Here is a 15,882-nt window from a genome sequence, read left to right on the forward strand (position 1 = left end):
GCAGTGATTTATTGTGAAGGACTCGTCAAAATCTATAAGACCGACGACCTGGAGGTCGTCGCGCTGCAGGGCCTCAACATCGAAGTCGCTCCCGGCGAGATGATGGCGATCATCGGGAACAGCGGCAGCGGGAAGTCAACGCTGCTTAATATTTTGGGCGGTCTTGACCGCCCTTCGGCCGGTCAGGTGCGGGTGGGCGAATGGAATCTGCTGAAAATTTCCGACGAGGAGCTTGTCAAGTACAAGCGTCATACGGTCGGATTCATATGGCAGAACAATGCGCGCAACCTGATTCCGTATTTGACGGCGCTGGAGAACGTCGAGATGCCCATGATGCTGAGCGGCGCTTATGACAGGGCCTACGCCCGGCAGCTGCTCGAATGGGTCGGGCTGAAGGACCGGGTTCACAACAAGCTGCAGCAGCTCTCAGGGGGAGAGCAGCAGCGCGTCGCTATCGCGATCTCGCTGGCCAATCGGCCTTCGCTGCTGCTGGCGGACGAACCGACCGGCTCGGTCGATACGAAGACGTCGGATATGATTATGGACATTTTCCGGCGGCTGAACAAGGAGCTCGGCGTGACGATCGTCATCGTCACCCATGATATGACGCTGGCGGGGAAGGTGGACCGGGTAGTAGCCATCCGCGACGGAATGACCAGCACCGAGTTTATCAAGCGCAATCCGAATCTGGATCAGTCGGAGGCGGAAGCCGCAGCGTCGCTCGGAGGCGTGCACGAGGAATACGTCGTGCTAGATCGCGTAGGCAGGCTGCAAATACCGGCCGCCTATCTGAAGTCGCTCGGCATTGACGGCAAAGCGTCAATGGAGTTTGACGGAGAGCAGATCATTATCAAAACACCTAAATCTCTGGATGGGCAGACAGACGAGCAAGCAGAAGAGAATGCGATCAGCGAATCGGAATCGGAGGGGCGAACAAAATGAATAAACGGATTAAACGCACGATGCTGGTGACGCTCAGCGTCGGACTGATGGTGCCGCTGCTTCAGGCCTGCACCAAAGGAAGCAATAGCGACGACAAGACGGAGAAGGTGCTGCGAATCGCAACGACGATGTATGCGGGTCCTGATGATGAATATTTCCGTCAGCGGTTCACCGAGCTGTATGAGTTCGCCAATAAAAATGTAAAGATCGAAATCATCCCGACGATGGATGACAGATATATGTACGGGTACGGCCGCCAAGACCCGAACGAGAAGCCTCAGGATCCTGCCGAGAAGCTGAAGGAACTGATGAAGGGCGACAATCCGCCTGACATCGTCATGTTCGGCTACGAGCAGCTGCCCGATCTCGTCGGCGAAAATTTGCTGACCCAGCTCGACCCGCTTATTACGAAGGATAAATTCGACACAACCGATTTTGTTCCGGCCGTCCTGGAAGGGATCAAGAAAGCGGGAGACGGCAAAATTTACGGGCTTTCCCCAACGTTCAGCTCATCGGCTGTCATTTACAATAAAAAAATGTTTGACGAGGCGGGAGTCCCTTACCCGACCGACAAAATGACCTGGCCGGATATGTTTGACCTGGCACGCCGCCTGTCCAAGGGCGAAGGGGCGGACCGCAAATACGGCTTCTCTTTCTCTACTTATAATATGGGCGGAGACATTTATTACGCGATGCAGCCGTATGTCACTCCGCTGCAGCTAAGCATGTTCGACGACAAGGCGGAGAAAATGACGGTCAACAGCGACCAATGGGAGAATGTCTGGAAGGCGATGATTCAGCTGAAGACGGAGAAGCTGCTGCCTGAACAGCTGGATATGAGCAAGATGCAGCCACAGGGTCCGGAGGATTACAATCCGTTCCAGCATGATGACTTCATGTCCGGCCGCACAGCGATGGCTATCACCCATTACGGAGATTTGGACCGCATCCATAATGCGATGAAGAACGCTCAGAACATCAAGGGCTTCACGCCATTCGAATGGGATGTGGTCACTCTGCCGGTGCATCAGGAGGCGCCGGATATCGGGGCCAATATCGGCATGGAAAGCGTGATGGGGATTAACGCCAACGCTCAAAACGCGGAGGAAGCCTGGAAGTACATCCAATTCATCAACGGCGAGGACTGGGCTAAGCTGAAATCAAGCAGCAATTATAATATCGTCTCCCGCCAGAAGTACATTAAGAAAAAAGACGGCATGGACTTCAACATGAACGCCTTCACGACCTTGATGCCGGCGCCGATGCCTGCCGAATATAAGCTGTATCGCCAAAGCCAGAATCTATACCAGATCAACAACATCGGAGCCAGATTGTTCTCCGAAGCGGCTCAGGGCAAGATGACGGTGCGGGATGCGCTCAAGCAATGGGAAACCGAGGGCAATCAGATGCTGCAGAAGATCAAGGATAACCCGAATGGGCCGATTGACATCATGCCGCCGGCTGCTGCAATGCCGACCGGATAATCTGACCGGCCAAGGCAAGCAGACAGCTCACCAAGACTAGAGGAGGATACCAGCTACGATGAACATGAGACGTAAAAAAGTCCAGCGAGCCAGTCTCTGGCTCCTTGCCTCAACGATCGCGCTTGGCAGCGCCTTCCCCGCTTATGCGGCGGACGGCGCTGGTGGCGGTAACGGCGCTTCCAGCGCTGCCGTACTGTCGACAGGCACGGCTCCAGCAATTGGCCAGGTAGCCATCACGTCTACCGGCAATGTTGAATTGAAAAACTTGTATATGATGCCCGAGGAGGGCAGCAAAACCGTTACCTTCACGCTGACCGTGCATAACAATGGAACGAGCGACCTGCAGTTCATCGATTACTGGGTGCGGCTGCGCACGAAGTCCGGCAATCAGATTACCGTGAAGGTGCTTCCGCAGGATAAGGAGAAAAACCGGATCACCCCGAAGTCCAGCCAGGACATCGGCTTCTATGCTTCCGTGAACGAATCGACGGAGCTGAACGATCTTATTTTCGATATTATCAAATGGGACTTCAGCCAGGCGAACTTCGAGCGGACGGTCGGCTCCATTCCTGTTCCGGAGGCGTACAGCATCATTACGGAAGCCGGCAGCGCCCAGACCATCTCCATGAACGGCAATCCCGTCAGCACTAGTGTGGAGAAAGTATACGTAGGCAAAAACGAAAAAAATTATACGCCGACGATCAAGCTGAACATGAAAAATACGGGCAGCCGAAGCGTCGCGGTACCAACCTATCAGTACATGATTCGTACGGCAGAGGGCTATATGTACCCGCTGAATCCCAAGGGGACGAAGGAGCTGACGATCAATCCGCAGACGGATAAAAATATCGAGCTGACCGGCTCCGTGCCTATCTCGCTGAAAGTGGAAGGCTGGCAGCTTGTTATCGTGCAAAATTCGACGGAGCTGAAGCTTAATCTGCCGGTCGCCTTCTTCTCCTTACCGCCGGTGTCCGAGCCGGACAGCGTGGGCACAGGGCAAACCTATGATTTTACGAATAAGGACGGCTCCTATACCGCCGAGTTAAATTCCGTGCAGCGCACGCCTTGGGAGGATCAGGATATTCTCGCGGCTACGCTGACGCTCGGCAATAAGGGGACGGAGTCTCTTCCGCTGCCTAATCTGACGGGCTACTTCATGCTCGACAACAACATCAAGGTAGAAGCGAAGCTCATACGCACAGACAAAGTCATCGGACTGGCAGCCGGCGGGAAGCTGCAGTACCAGTTCGTGGGCAAGGTCCCTTACACGTATGAATTTGCCAAGGCCAAGCTTGTGCTGCAGGAAAAAGCGGCCGACAGCGGCTCGGGTACGGGTTCGGGGACAGGCGGAAGCGGCACCGATGCCGGAACGAACGAGGATCTGCTCGAATTCGTGCACAGCTCGGAGCTGATGAGCATTCCTCTGAACAATGTCGGAGAGACCTATAAAGTCACGAGCGTTGGCCGGAGCGCGTCCTACAAGGTGCGTAATGTGACCACTTATACAGGCGACACCTCCGACACGATCGCCGTTCAGCTCGAGGCCGTGAACGCTGAGAAACGGTCCAATGCCGTGCCGAAGCTGGTTACGTACTTCAAGGCCGCTGACGGAAGCGTACTGCCTGCAGCTAATCCGGAGATCAAGAACAGAATCATTCCAGGAGGCTCGGCGCTGCTGTTTTTGACTACCCAGGTGCCCAAAGGCTTCGATGCGGATGGTCTTCAGCTGCTGATCGGAGACGCGATTACTCAGGATAAGCTGAGCGAAGGCAAGGATGCGCCTGACGCCTACGTCAATGCCGTCTCTTTCTGGCTGCCAGACGAAAACAAAGAAGTGAAGACGAAAGCGAAGGATATCGAGGTGGGGCCGTACAAGCTGTCCATGAGCAAGATTCATACGCGAGGCGACGAAACGGGCATTCAGCTTTATTTTGACTATGAGCTGACCAAAACCCTGACGGGCGAGACGAACCTGGAAGGCCGCAAGCTGAGCATTGCGATCGAAGACCGCGAGGACAAGGCGAAGTTTTCTTGGGATATGGACTTGGCCAAGTTCGAGGAGCAGAACACGGAGAACGGCACAGACCCGCTGCAAAATACGGAAGGACAGCTTAAGCTGGGCAAGAAAGAGAAGTTCAAGCTGTCTAAAAATAACCGGGAATTTATTTTCATGGTCAGCTATCTGAAGGATTACGACTTGAAAGTATACGAAATATTCAACGGCCAGAAGAAGCTGCTGGCTTCCCAGAAAATTACTTGGTTCGAGACGACGGACTAATGAAATTTAATTATAAAAATTGAGGTTTAACGAAACCGTTTCTGTCCAAATGCGTAACAATTGGGCAGGGACGGTTTTTTGTTTCATTGGAAAAACTTGTTGACAGAAAACGTTTCCCAATATTACGTTAGTATCGTTAACATCTTTCTTAACGATCTAAACATACATAACTTGAGGAGAGCAAGATGAACCCGACACCGCTATCTTTTACAGAATTGAAGCGTACGGTCAGCCATGCGATGTCCCAGTCCTTCGAGATGGAAGGCTTCAGCCCGCTGGTTGGACGAATTTTTGGGCTGCTTTTATTCGCATCGGAGCCCGTGAGTCTTCAGTCTATGGCTGAACAGCTCGGCGTCTCCAAAGCTGCGGTAAGTGTTCAGGTGCGCACGCTGGAGCGCAATTCGATGTGCCAAAAGGTTACGGCAAGCAGCGACCGGAAGGACTACTACTACATCGCGGATGATGTCAATGCGATCGCTCTGCGCTCTACCAAGCAGAAGATGGATCTGCTAACCCAGCAGGTGGAGTCAACCTTATGCGCTATGAATGCGCTGACGGATATCGCTCCGGAAGATCGGGATGCTTACCTGGCGGCCAAAAGACGGTTTACGGAATCTGTTGCGATGTACGGTCTTCTCTCTTCTAAGCTGGAGGGACTCGAGGAGGAGTGGCTAGCTGTTAGGCAGAAGCTGTACGAGGAGCAGGATGGCAAGATGTAGAGAATGACAATAGATTCAGCCGGAGCATTTTATCCGTTTTTGAAGCGGAGGAGCTTTTCTTTTTTTAGATTGAAGGGTTCCACGAATGGGCTGCGTCTAAGTTGTCAGCAATTCTAATGGAGGAGTAGAGAGATGAATCAATTAACGAATTTTTCTATGAAAAACATCACGGCAGTTATCATCATCGTTCTTCTCTTGTTCGGCGGTGGCGCATTCGCATCTACGACATTGAAGGTTGAGAGCATGCCGGACATTTCATTCCCCGTTGTACTCATCAATACGCAGTATACGGCGCCTCCCAAGGACGTGCTGGATGGAGTAACGAAGCCGCTGGAGAAGGCGGTAGCGAGTCTGGAGGGACTCAAAAATCTTTCATCCAGCTCCAGCGATAACTTCTCCCAGATCGTGCTGGAGCTGGAGCAGTCGGTCAATACCGATGACGCCAAGCGTGATGTTGAGAGTTTGATCTCCAACGTCAGGCTTCCGTCCGGCTCGGATAAGCCTAAGGTGACAACGTTCGGATTTGCATCCGAGCCGGTCTACTACCTGTCGCTGTACGCCCAGAACGGGATGGGGCAGCAGGAGCTCGACAAGCTGTACAAAGACGTGATCGAGCCTGGCTTTAACGCGATGAAAGGCATCGATCATATCGATTCGATCGGCAACCAGGAGTCTGTGCTGACGATGAAGCTGAACGGCAATGCGATCAACAACTATGGGTTAACGCCATCTCAAGTGTCGCAAAGCATACGTGCTGCGCTTGCCACAAGTCCCGCGGGAACGGTCGACTTTAACGGCAATGAGCAGATGGTCAGGGTCAAGAGCGATCTCAATACGATATACAGCCTTGAGAACATGAAGGTCGGAACGCCATCCGGCACGACGGTGCTGCTCAAGGATATCGCGAAGGTCGAAGCTATCACGGAATCTACCTTCATCTCCCGGTTGAACGGCCAACCGGCGATCGGCGTGCGTCTGTACAAGACGAAAAATGCAAACGCGGTGGAATTCGGCAATGAAGCCGACAAGCTGATGGAAGGCTGGAAGCAGCAATATCCAAACATTACCTTCCAGGGCATTTACAACAGCGCCAAAGATATCAAGGAATCGATCAACGGCATGCTGAAGGAAGGTATTCTGGGCGCTTTGCTCGCATCCATTATGATTTTGCTCTTTTTAAGAAATGTTCGGATGACGATCATCGTTTTAGTCTCAATCCCGCTCTCCATGCTCATTACCTTGATGGTTATGGCGCCGCTCGGAATATCGCTGAACATTATGACGCTCGGCGGGATGGCGATTGCGATCGGACGCGTCGTCGACGACAGTATCGTCGTTATCGAAAATATTTACAGCCAGCTGCAGAAGGCGCAGGAGCGCAATGAGTCGGTTATCAAGATGGCGACGGCCCAAGTTGCTTCGGCAATCACATCCTCCACGATTACGACGGTCGGCGTATTCGCACCGATCGCCTTCGTAAGCGGCGTAATGGGAGAAGTGTTCCGCCCGTTCGCGATCACGCTGAGCGTGGCGCTGTTGTCCTCGCTGCTTGTCGCCGTGACCGTTATTCCGATGCTGGCCAAGTTGCTGGTGCTGCGCAGTAAAAATATCAAGGCCCATGATGAAGCGGCCGTCGGCAAGGTGTCCATCGGTTATAAGAAAGCTTTGTTATGGTCGCTGAATCACCGGATTCTGACCGTTGTCATCTCGATGGTGCTGCTGGTTGTCTCCGTTGGAGGAACCGTGCCTTTCCTGGCTCAAAGCTTCATGCCGGAAAGCGATTCCGATAAAATGATGCAGTTCTCGATCAAAATGCCCCGCGAAACAACGATCGAGACGATGAATGAGAAAGTCAAAGAAATCGAAGCGATGATGTTCGAATCCAAGGACCCGGCGGGACAGCCGACCTTCGATTATGTGGAATCGTCGATCGGCTATAACATGGGCAGCGACCGAGTGCCTTACCGGACCTCTTTCTTCGCGGTGGCTTCGGCGGCGTCGGATGCCAAGGCTGTGGCGCAGGATTTCAAGACGCGTATAGGGAATCTGCTGCCGGCCGGTTCGGAAGCCGATGGAGCTGTACTCAGCATGGCTGGCACTGGCGGCGGCACGGACTTCAGTTACATGCTGAAGGGCGATGATATGCTGTATCTGCAAGAAGGAGCGAAGCAGGTCAAAGAAAAAATGAAGGAATTCCCTGAGCTGGTCGATATCAAGGATAGCTTGAGCGAATCCAAGATGGAAGTCGAGATCAGCGTTGACCAAAATAAGGCAAGACTATACGGGTTGTCCTCCGCCCAAATTATGGAAGGCGTACATATCTGGCTAGCCGAGGAAAATATCGGCGATCTGAAGTTTGACAACGCCACATTCGAGACGAAGGTTATGGTTGATCCCAGCTTCAAAAACTCGGTCGATAAAATCGGACGGTTCACCATTATGACGCCATCCGGCACTAAAGTTGCCTTGAATGAAGTCGCCAAGGTCAATCAGATCGAAGCGCCGGCGGCAATTACCCGGGATCAGCAGACTCAGTTCCTTCGCGTTACAGCGAAGATCGATTCCGCCGACAAAGGCGGAATCAGCGCCAAGGTTACCCAGGAGTTAAACAAGATTGAGCTGCCGCCGGGCGTCAGAACGGAAGTTAAGGGCGTAACCGACGATATTCAAGAAAGCTTCCAGCAGATGTTTGTGGCTATGCTGGCTTCTGTCTTCATCGTTTATCTGATCATGGTACTCGCTTTCGGCAACGGCAGTGCGCCATTCGCCATCCTGTTCTCGCTGCCGCTGGCGGCCATCGGAGGACTTATCGCATTGTTGGTTACGAACGAGTCGCTGAACATTACATCGCTCATCGGGTTCCTGATGCTAATCGGGGTCGTCGTGACCAACGCCATCGTTCTGATCGACCGCGTACAGCAGCTTCGCGAAGAGGGACTTCCGGTCAGAGAGGCATTGATCGAAGCGGGCATGACCCGTCTCCGTCCGATTATTATGACGGCCGGCGCGACGATTATTGCTCTGATGCCGCTCGCTCTGGGCTTCTCCAAAGGAGCGCTTATCTCCAAGGGTCTCGCGGTTGTCGTTATCGGGGGTTTGACGACCTCCACGCTGCTCACGCTTGTTGTCGTACCGGTCGCCTATGATCTGATCGAAGGATTCAAGCGCCGCGTTGGGCGCCTGTTCCGCAAGAAAGAAAAAGCGGCCGCCGACGCCAATGTCACGTCGGCTACCCACTAACCCGTAATCAGGGATATAGACAGATATAGGGAAAAGGAGAATCGATCCATGAATCCGACTAAAAAGAACCGATTGAAGTCAAGCTCCAAGGTGATGAGCGCCGTCGTTATCAGTACGGCGCTGATCGCCGGCTGCTCGGCGCAGCCTGCCCAGCAGCCGGCGGCCGCCACGGCCGAATCGCAAGTGAAGACGGTCAAGACAGCGCCGGTGGAGAAGAAGAAGATAGGCGAACCGCTTGAGCAGGTGGCCGATGTCACGGCCTCCGTCCAGATGAATATCGTCTCGAAAGTTACGGGCGATGTGCTGGAGATCGTTAAGAAGCGGGGAGATTATGTCGAGAAGGGCGAAGTCTTGTTCCGGATCGACCCCACTGACATGAAGATTCAGAGGGAGAAGGCGCAAATTTCGATTGACGGAGCCAAGGACCAGATGGATAAGGCGCGTAAGGAGCTGGACGATTCCAAGCAGGATCTGCAGAGCGGCATTGCGAAGCTGGAAGCCGCGCTGGCCGATGCGGAGAAAAACTACAGCAAGCTGCGCAACGACTATGATCTTGGTCTCGTGACGAAAATTCAGCTGGAGCAGACGGAAACGCAGCTGAACAGCTTAAGGCTCGATCTGGATGGCTCGAAGCGCAAGCTGCAGACCTTGAACAGCACCAACGCGCTTTCGCAATTGGAGCAGCAGCTGCAGATGTCCAATGTCTCCTTGCGCGAGCTGGACCGCAGTCTCGGCTACACCGACGTGAAAGCAACAGTCAGCGGCGTACTGACCGATTTGCCGGTCGAGGTCGGGATGACGCTCAATCCGGGAAGTCCGGCGGCTACCGTTCAGCAGCTCGATCCTGTTAAAATTAAAGCAGAGCTGACGGAGGAATCGGCAGCCCTGATCCGCGGCAAGTCGGAGCTGACGTTCTACGTTCCGGGCACCACGGATAAAACCATGGCCAAAGTGAGTTATCTGGCGGACGTCGTTGGCGCCCAGACTAAATCCTACGCGCTGGAGCTTGAAGTGCCGAACCCTGACCGGAAGCTGAAGCCCGGCATGAAGGCCCAAATTCAGCTGACCGAAGAGCCGGATCAAATCGTCGTAACCGTGCCGACGCTCAGTGTAGTCCGCGAAGGCGGAGATACGTATGTGTTTGTGCTGGTGGGCGACACGGCCGAAAAACGCAAGGTTCAGCTCGGACGTCTGAACGAAACGGTCCAGGAGGTGCTCTCCGGCGTGAAGGAAGGCGAGCAGCTTATCGTATCGGGCCAAAACCAACTCAAAGACAAAGAAAAAGTACAGCTCGCCAAGTAAGTCAGAGCGGACTCGACAGGAGGAAAACAAGTGAACAACAAACTGATCAAGACTGTAGCAACTGTAGCCATCTCCGTTTCTCTGCTCGGCTCCGGGCTTACCGCCTACGCGGCGGAAGGCGTCGTAGCGGAGGCGAGCACTCCCGCTTCCGTTTCTTATAAGCTAACCGATCTGCTGGATGTTGAAATTAAAGGCGCCTTGAATGAGCGCATTGATTCAGGCACACGCCTTGGGGTAACCGTTCGGATGAAAAATAACGGAACTGCAATTACTCGGGTACCCGAGTATGAGGTGCGCCTCCAGACGAGCGAAGGCGTCGAATATACGCTGAAGCCAAGCGCGTCCAATGCGAAGTCTCTTCAGCCGAAGGCTACTACCGAGCTCAGCTATTTGGCCGAAATCGATCGTACGGATGAGATTACGCTGACCCAGGTTAACTGGACCGATGTGGACTATTATGTGTATCCGAAGAAAGAAACGCCGATTCTCGGCGTTCCGATCCAAGGAGAAGCCTGGAAGGGCAGCGATTCGGCGATTACGGACCCGACGGCGGTAAAGAAATGGTCCGAGTCCTTTAAAATTCCCGGACTCGTTTCTCCCGTCCAGTACACGCCGGTAGCGATCAATAAAGAATCGACCGCGAGCGGAACGGTATATGTCGTGCAATTGCTTGCCTACAACCCGACGGACAAGCGAGAGAATGTGCCTGCCTTCGACATCGACGGCAAAGGAGGCGGCAAGGTATTCGGCGGCTCCCGGGTGGAGAAGGACACGGTCGTGCTGGAAGGTAAAACGGAAAAGTATATCCATTACGCAATCCCTACGGACCAGGACACGGTCTTGCAGAGCCTGAACCTGCTGACGCCGGAAACTTTTGCGGAAGCCGGAGCCGCAGGCGTGAACGTTACCAGCTACAAAGTAGGCCGTTTGAACATCCTGCTTCCAGGCGAAGCGCCGGGAACCAGCTTTGCAGCCTACAAGCTGGGAGCTCCTATCGTATTCGATGAGAGAAGCCAGCTGATCAACCCGGATCTGGCCGTATCCATCGTCGAATACAATATGCATGAGAATACGGAAGATGGAAATAAAAACGTTACGGCCAAGTTCAAGCTGACGAACAAATCGTCAAAGCCGATAGCTGTACCGACGTTCCAGGCAGATCTCGTAAGCAAAGACGGCTATGAGTATGCAGGAAGCCGTCAAGCGGTCCAGACGGCCACTGTGCTGCCTAACTCCTCGCTGACCGTCAGCTATTCGTTCACCTTGCCGGTATCGGAGAAGGGCGACGGTTTGGTGCTGAAGGTACAGGATGCGGTCACGGCGGCGCCTTACAAATCGACAATCGCGGCCGTATCGACCGGCTTGCAGGAAGCGAAGAAGGATGAGTGGAGCTTGTATCCGTTCACGGTTAAGGTCAACAACTGGACGTTGAACTCCGATTACGGCGCTACAACGAATTATCAATATGTATACCGGCTGAAGCTGGACCTGGCCATTACCCGCGACGAGCAGGTGCAGTTGGACGCTTCCTTCCCGTCTCTGCTGGTGGAGCTGTACGACTCCTACGACCGACTGGTAGGTACAGGCAATGCAACTCTCTTCGGCACAAGCCGTCTGGTAAATGGAGATAACGTGATTTCGCTCCGCGGAGCATCCGATATACTGGACGTTCATCACAAGGTACGCATCTATGAAACGTTCTCGACGCCGACGGGAGATGCGAAGCGCCTGCTCGTTGAATACAATCAGTAAAAGCAGTAGTGGTCCTTATCTATTCATATCCGGATAATGCAAATGAAACAAAGCCGCCCCCAAGGGCGGCTTTGCTGCAGGTGCGAATGAGATGCCGATGCCCCGGCTCCCGGCCAATCAGGCGGAACTGCCAGGGCCAAGCCAAAGCTTCATGCGTTCCAGAAACCAGGATATTCTCGAATCACCAGGCTCGGAGCTTGGCAGCGGCGCAAATTCGGCGGCCGGCTGCAGTGGGGCTGGAGCGGCCGTCATAACGGTTCGGGTTTCCGTAAGACCGTCTTCGCCCGGGAAAGAGACAGCGGTTCTGCGGCTGGAAGGCAGAAGCTCATCGGTATAAACGCCATGTACGCCCATTTTCTGGAGCCGCGCCCATTCTAAAGGGTCATTCAGCGTATGCGTATAAACAACGGCTCCTTCTGCCTTCAGCTGTCTCATCCAATTAGCGTCCACCCGCTCCAAGGGCATGGCCACAGCCTGAATGCCCAGCGTCCGGACTTCTTCCAATACTTCCTCGTGGCTTAACGACGACAAGTAAAGAGAGAAGAGGTAGGAAGGGAAAGGGTATATATCGCGCACCTGCCTGATCATCTCTGGGGTGTACAGCTCGGGAATGATCCGCTCCAGCAGGGCTGGATCTATCGCTTTAGCCGCCTCCACAAGCAGCCGGAATTGCTTATCTACAATTTGAGGGTCGGTTTCCTTGGTGTCCGTGACCAGATAGGCATCCGGGTAAGCAACCAGCAGGTTTAACAGCTCCGAGACTTCCAGAGGCCGGTAGGCGCCCAATATGTTTCGTTCCTTGAACTGCGCCAGGCTCATGGGCGCATTAACGGTTTGTTCGGAAGCTACAGTCTGCTGCAGCATGCGCGACAAATAATCGGACCAGTCATGTCTGGCAACCAGATGTCCGTCCGTAGTCAGTATAAGATCCGCCTCAAAAACGCGGAAGCCTTTGTCGTAATTAAGAACAAATGCTTCTCCGGCGTTGGCGGTGTTTACTCCATCGATCTGACCCATACCGTGGGCGATATGGGTATGGCGGGTCCAAGTATCCTGCGCATAGGCGGGCGGCGATGAGCTTCCCAGCAAAATGCCCAAGGCTAGCAGGCTGCAACCCAATGCCTTTACCCCGTATTTATAAGCTGACATCAGGTTCCCTCCTTCATGCTGTTTGTTGTATGTTTAAACAGGCCGCAAGAAAATGTAACAGGCTCGGGCAAAAATGGGCCTTCATGATCTCTAGGCTTGTCGAATTATGAGATTCACCACCGTACAAGCGGTGGCATAGCATGGTATAATAACATCATTTCCTAATAAAGGGGCGTTACCAATGACAAGACAAGTTCACAGTCAGGAAATACGAGCCGCCGTCTACCAGAAGCTCCAGGAGCGCGGCGTAGCCATCGAGGATATTGCCTGGATCGTCCGGGAGATGCAAGGTCCGTATAACGCCGATCTGACCATGGAGGCTTGCATAAACGCCGTCCATGCGGTTCTGCAGAAGCGGGAGCTGCAGCACGCCCTGCTCGTCGGCATCGAGCTCGACATGCTCGCAGAGAAAGGCATGCTCTCGGAGCCGATTCAATCGATCATTGCTGGAGATGAAGGACTGTTCGGTTGCGACGAGACGCTTGCGCTTGGCTCCGTATTTGGCTATGGCAGCATTGCCGTCACGACATTTGGACATCTGGACAAACAAAAAATCGGTATTATCCGCCAGCTGGATACGAAAAACGGCCGCGGCATCCATACCTTCCTGGATGATCTGGTGGCAAGCATCGCCGCTTCCGCTTCCAGCCGGATCGCTCACCATCAGCGGGACCAACAGGAAAACGACGATACGGTAGTGCCGTTCGTGCCTGCATTGGACGTGCCTGAAGAAAATGCGGGGTAACCTTATCTTGGGCAACTCCCTATTATAAGTTCGGAAGCTCCCTGTGAAATAAGGGGGCTTTCTTCTGGTTACACTAATGATCGTGACCTTATCCTTACATTGTTATAGCGAGGTGCGATTAATATGAAATGGATTTATTGGGTTAAGCTGTATGAAAGCAAATTCCAGGCGGGTTGTTTGGCTAAACGCATGGAGGAGGACTGGTGGATTTACGGCTATGAATGCCCCAGTGAGGTCGAGGTGTTTAAGTCAACGAAGGGAAGGTTCGGCGTCCGGTATATTGTGTAAAAATTATTGCTTGACTATCCGAGCAGGGTTAGTGTATATTTATTTCTGTCGCTGTTTGCCGAAGCAATTTGGCACTGTCGCGGGGTGGAGCAGCCCGGTAGCTCGTCGGGCTCATAACCCGAAGGCCGCAGGTTCAAATCCTGCCCCCGCAATAAGCTTGTCAGGGCCCTTAGCTCAGTTGGTTAGAGCGGTCGGCTCATAACCGATTGGTCGGGGGTTCGAGTCCCTCAGGGCCCATAGCGAAGAAACCCTTGCTGAGCAAGGGTTTTTCATAATTTGTACGGATGAGTAGAGAGAGCTTCCATGCAAGACTGCCCATAAACGCTTTTTAAGAGTAAAGAAAGTCCGGATCGGAGCTATTCTTATGTATAAATCCTCGGGGGCTTACGAACGTAATTATTTTTTTGTGTAAAAGCCGTGTAAAAGCCGTTTAAAAGCGTGTTGCTCTGCCGGCGAATTTCACTCTTCATCCTCAGAGGGCGGCGGAGACTCTGCATCGGCCTCAGCATCGTCCCGGGGACGAGAAGCCTTCTCTTGATTTAACCTGTTCATTTTCCACTCCCCATACAGCTCAGTCGATATACCCAACTGAAGAATAATAAGATCACAATCAAGTGCTTGTTTCACTTTGGTGCCTCCTGTCTGATGTGATTTGTCGAAAATAAAAATACCACCCTTCGCCAAAGAAAGGTGGTCCGGTTGCACTACTAGCTCCTTCGAATCCAAGTGCCCACATACAGATCCGAATTCATTGCTTACCTAAGTTCATCATAACAAATGAGAAGACTTATTTCTGTTTGTTTTCACACGTTGTTGGAATTGTGTTGGTGGAAGAGGGAGGCTCATTTGTCTTTTTCGGCGCTCCCGCGAATAAAGGAAGCGGCATAGGGCTATGCTATCCATCGAAGCTTGAAGCATGTGCGGGCATGCCGACGAGCATCCTGACTGATTGATTGGGCGGTATCCATTGCGGGTAAGAATGTGTAACAACGCAATTGGAGGATTAGCAATGGATCATTTCGCCAACTTTGATGAAGCATTTGAATATTTAAAATCGATGCAAGCGGCCCGGGAAGAAGTGGCTGCGGACTCCTTACATAGGCCAGCTGGCCAGAAATCAGAGGGAGATTACGACCATGAGGGGGAGCGCTTGTTGCAGCAAGCAGAATCTAGTTATTTCTGGATGAGCGGCTCCGTTGTTTTCGCGGAGGAGAGCCGGCATACGGATGAGGGATAAGTTCTCGAACAGCTGCGCTTACGCGCCATTCCACGGGTGCAAAAACCCCGTCTGCGCCAACAGACGGGGGTAGGTGTCAAGCTTACATTAACCACGCTCAGGTTCGAAGGAAAGCTTGGCCTCGGGTATCTTCCGAATGCATTAACGCTTGCCGGCGAATTGTCCGGACAGTTGTTGTTCTGCGATTTGCACCAGTCTGCGTGTAATATGGCCCCCGATAGCGCCTGTGTCGCGAGTGGCCATATAGCCGTAGTAGCCGTCTTGAGGAACTTGAATACCCAGCTCTTGCGCGACTTCGTATTTGAGTTGTGCGAGTGCTGCCGCTGCTTGCTGTACCACCAGTTGATTGTTGGAACGACTTTGTCCTGTAGCCATACCTGAAATCCCTCCTGGATTTATCTTCATTGGCATGTCTGAGCCAATGTAGGGATATGTTCCCCGGCGTTTCGGCATCTTATGCAGCCTATGCCAAACATTTTTTCCGGCGCGGCTTATTCAGAATATGCGCTAGGAACATCTTGATTTTTCCGAAGAGGACAGGATATAATAAGCAAAGTCGGTTTGATTGTAATAAAATGCGCCGGAGTGGCGGAATAGGCAGACGCACAGGACTTAAAATCCTGCGGTGGGTGACCACCGTACCGGTTCGACCCCGGTCTTCGGCATTACCAGCTCTACGTACTTGTATAATCAGTTTTTATCCCAAGCACTAAACAAGCCCTGGGAGGCAATGGCCTCATTAGGGC

13 protein-coding genes, 3 tRNA genes and 1 riboswitch are annotated in these 15,882 nt (G+C 53.0%); of the genes, 13 read left to right on the top strand and 3 right to left on the bottom strand.

Annotated elements, in window-relative coordinates; translation table 11 throughout:
- Positions 1-3: 3 nt before the first annotated feature.
- The 7 genes from BLR08_RS08625 (at position 4) to BLR08_RS08655 (ending at position 11,717) form a co-directional block, all read left to right on the top strand.
- Positions 4-942 carry an ABC transporter ATP-binding protein gene (locus BLR08_RS08625; protein WP_083536775.1) on the top strand — a complete coding sequence of 313 codons (939 nt, stop codon included), beginning with the start codon at positions 4-6 and terminating at the stop codon, positions 940-942.
- Positions 939-2,426, top strand: a complete 1,488-nt coding sequence (locus BLR08_RS08630) for an ABC transporter substrate-binding protein (protein WP_072328772.1) — start codon at positions 939-941, stop codon at positions 2,424-2,426. The genes BLR08_RS08625 and BLR08_RS08630 overlap by 4 nt, the downstream gene beginning before the upstream one ends.
- Before the next feature lie 58 nt (positions 2,427-2,484).
- A complete protein-coding gene (locus BLR08_RS08635) occupies positions 2,485-4,704 on the top strand; it encodes a hypothetical protein (RefSeq protein ID WP_256257447.1) in 2,220 nt (739 codons plus the stop codon).
- 185 nt (positions 4,705-4,889) lie between these two features.
- Complete coding sequence (locus BLR08_RS08640) at positions 4,890-5,423, top strand: GbsR/MarR family transcriptional regulator (protein WP_072328773.1); 534 nt, start codon at positions 4,890-4,892, stop codon at positions 5,421-5,423.
- Positions 5,424-5,555: 132 nt separating this feature from the next.
- Positions 5,556-8,663: an efflux RND transporter permease subunit gene (locus BLR08_RS08645; protein ID WP_072328774.1), complete on the top strand. Its 3,108-nt coding sequence runs from the start codon at positions 5,556-5,558 to the stop codon at positions 8,661-8,663.
- Positions 8,664-8,711: 48 nt separating this feature from the next.
- On the top strand, positions 8,712-9,965 hold the full coding sequence (locus tag BLR08_RS08650; protein ID WP_072328775.1) for an efflux RND transporter periplasmic adaptor subunit: 1,254 nt from the start codon (positions 8,712-8,714) through the stop codon (positions 9,963-9,965).
- Between the two features lie 30 nt (positions 9,966-9,995).
- Positions 9,996-11,717 (top strand): hypothetical protein, encoded by a 1,722-nt coding sequence (locus tag BLR08_RS08655; protein ID WP_072328776.1) that lies wholly within the window; start codon positions 9,996-9,998, stop codon positions 11,715-11,717.
- A 117-nt stretch (positions 11,718-11,834) separates the two neighbouring features.
- Here BLR08_RS08655 and BLR08_RS08660 read toward each other — a convergent pair whose 3' ends face one another.
- Positions 11,835-12,866, bottom strand: coding sequence for a phosphatidylinositol-specific phospholipase C/glycerophosphodiester phosphodiesterase family protein (locus BLR08_RS08660; RefSeq protein WP_072328777.1), 1,032 nt, complete (start codon positions 12,864-12,866; stop codon positions 11,835-11,837).
- Positions 12,867-13,047: 181 nt separating this feature from the next.
- Between BLR08_RS08660 and BLR08_RS08665 the strand changes: the two genes are divergently transcribed.
- The 4 genes from BLR08_RS08665 to BLR08_RS08675 all read left to right on the top strand — a co-directional run bounded on the left by BLR08_RS08665 (position 13,048) and on the right by BLR08_RS08675 (position 14,136).
- Positions 13,048-13,611 carry a phosphatidylglycerophosphatase A family protein gene (locus BLR08_RS08665; protein WP_072328778.1) on the top strand — a complete coding sequence of 188 codons (564 nt, stop codon included), beginning with the start codon at positions 13,048-13,050 and terminating at the stop codon, positions 13,609-13,611.
- Positions 13,612-13,734: 123 nt separating this feature from the next.
- Positions 13,735-13,899 carry a hypothetical protein gene (locus tag BLR08_RS31060; protein WP_176835458.1) on the top strand — a complete coding sequence of 55 codons (165 nt, stop codon included), beginning with the start codon at positions 13,735-13,737 and terminating at the stop codon, positions 13,897-13,899.
- 78 nt (positions 13,900-13,977) lie between these two features.
- Positions 13,978-14,051 (top strand) — tRNA-Met (locus BLR08_RS08670).
- A gap of 11 nt (positions 14,052-14,062) precedes the next feature.
- A tRNA-Ile gene (locus BLR08_RS08675) sits at positions 14,063-14,136 on the top strand.
- 222 nt (positions 14,137-14,358) lie between these two features.
- On the opposite strand, the gene BLR08_RS31065 is transcribed toward BLR08_RS08675, so the two are convergent.
- Complete coding sequence (locus tag BLR08_RS31065) at positions 14,359-14,526, bottom strand: hypothetical protein (RefSeq protein WP_176835459.1); 168 nt, start codon at positions 14,524-14,526, stop codon at positions 14,359-14,361.
- A 57-nt stretch (positions 14,527-14,583) separates the two neighbouring features.
- A riboswitch (cyclic di-GMP riboswitch) is annotated at positions 14,584-14,667 on the bottom strand.
- Between the two features lie 241 nt (positions 14,668-14,908).
- On the opposite strand from BLR08_RS31065, the gene BLR08_RS08680 reads away from it, so the two are divergent.
- Positions 14,909-15,136, top strand: coding sequence for a hypothetical protein (locus BLR08_RS08680; protein WP_072328779.1), 228 nt, complete (start codon positions 14,909-14,911; stop codon positions 15,134-15,136).
- Positions 15,137-15,277: 141 nt separating this feature from the next.
- Here BLR08_RS08680 and BLR08_RS08685 read toward each other — a convergent pair whose 3' ends face one another.
- Positions 15,278-15,511 (bottom strand): alpha/beta-type small acid-soluble spore protein, encoded by a 234-nt coding sequence (locus tag BLR08_RS08685; RefSeq protein WP_072328780.1) that lies wholly within the window; start codon positions 15,509-15,511, stop codon positions 15,278-15,280.
- Between the two features lie 204 nt (positions 15,512-15,715).
- Between BLR08_RS08685 and BLR08_RS08690 the strand changes: the two genes are divergently transcribed.
- Positions 15,716-15,801: transfer RNA gene (locus BLR08_RS08690), tRNA-Leu, on the top strand.
- Positions 15,802-15,882: the final 81 nt, after the last annotated feature.

This window comes from Paenibacillus sp. cl123, from assembly GCF_900101595.1.
GTDB lineage: Bacteria > Bacillota > Bacilli > Paenibacillales > NBRC-103111 > Paenibacillus_G.

What these genes read in the sequence shown, in the direction of transcription:
- BLR08_RS08680 (WP_072328779.1), top strand. Translation starts at nt 14,909, where the DNA reads ATGGATCATTTCGCCAACTTTGATGAAGCATTTGAATATTTAAAATCG.
- BLR08_RS08630 (WP_072328772.1), top strand. Translation starts at nt 939, where the DNA reads ATGAATAAACGGATTAAACGCACGATGCTGGTGACGCTCAGCGTCGGA.
- BLR08_RS08685 (WP_072328780.1), bottom strand. Translation starts at nt 15,511, where the DNA reads ATGGCTACAGGACAAAGTCGTTCCAACAATCAACTGGTGGTACAGCAA.
- BLR08_RS08645 (WP_072328774.1), top strand. Translation starts at nt 5,556, where the DNA reads ATGAATCAATTAACGAATTTTTCTATGAAAAACATCACGGCAGTTATC.
- BLR08_RS08640 (WP_072328773.1), top strand. Translation starts at nt 4,890, where the DNA reads ATGAACCCGACACCGCTATCTTTTACAGAATTGAAGCGTACGGTCAGC.
- BLR08_RS08650 (WP_072328775.1), top strand. Translation starts at nt 8,712, where the DNA reads ATGAATCCGACTAAAAAGAACCGATTGAAGTCAAGCTCCAAGGTGATG.
- BLR08_RS31060 (WP_176835458.1), top strand. Translation starts at nt 13,735, where the DNA reads ATGAAATGGATTTATTGGGTTAAGCTGTATGAAAGCAAATTCCAGGCG.
- BLR08_RS08665 (WP_072328778.1), top strand. Translation starts at nt 13,048, where the DNA reads ATGACAAGACAAGTTCACAGTCAGGAAATACGAGCCGCCGTCTACCAG.
- BLR08_RS08660 (WP_072328777.1), bottom strand. Translation starts at nt 12,866, where the DNA reads ATGTCAGCTTATAAATACGGGGTAAAGGCATTGGGTTGCAGCCTGCTA.
- BLR08_RS08635 (WP_256257447.1), top strand. Translation starts at nt 2,485, where the DNA reads ATGAACATGAGACGTAAAAAAGTCCAGCGAGCCAGTCTCTGGCTCCTT.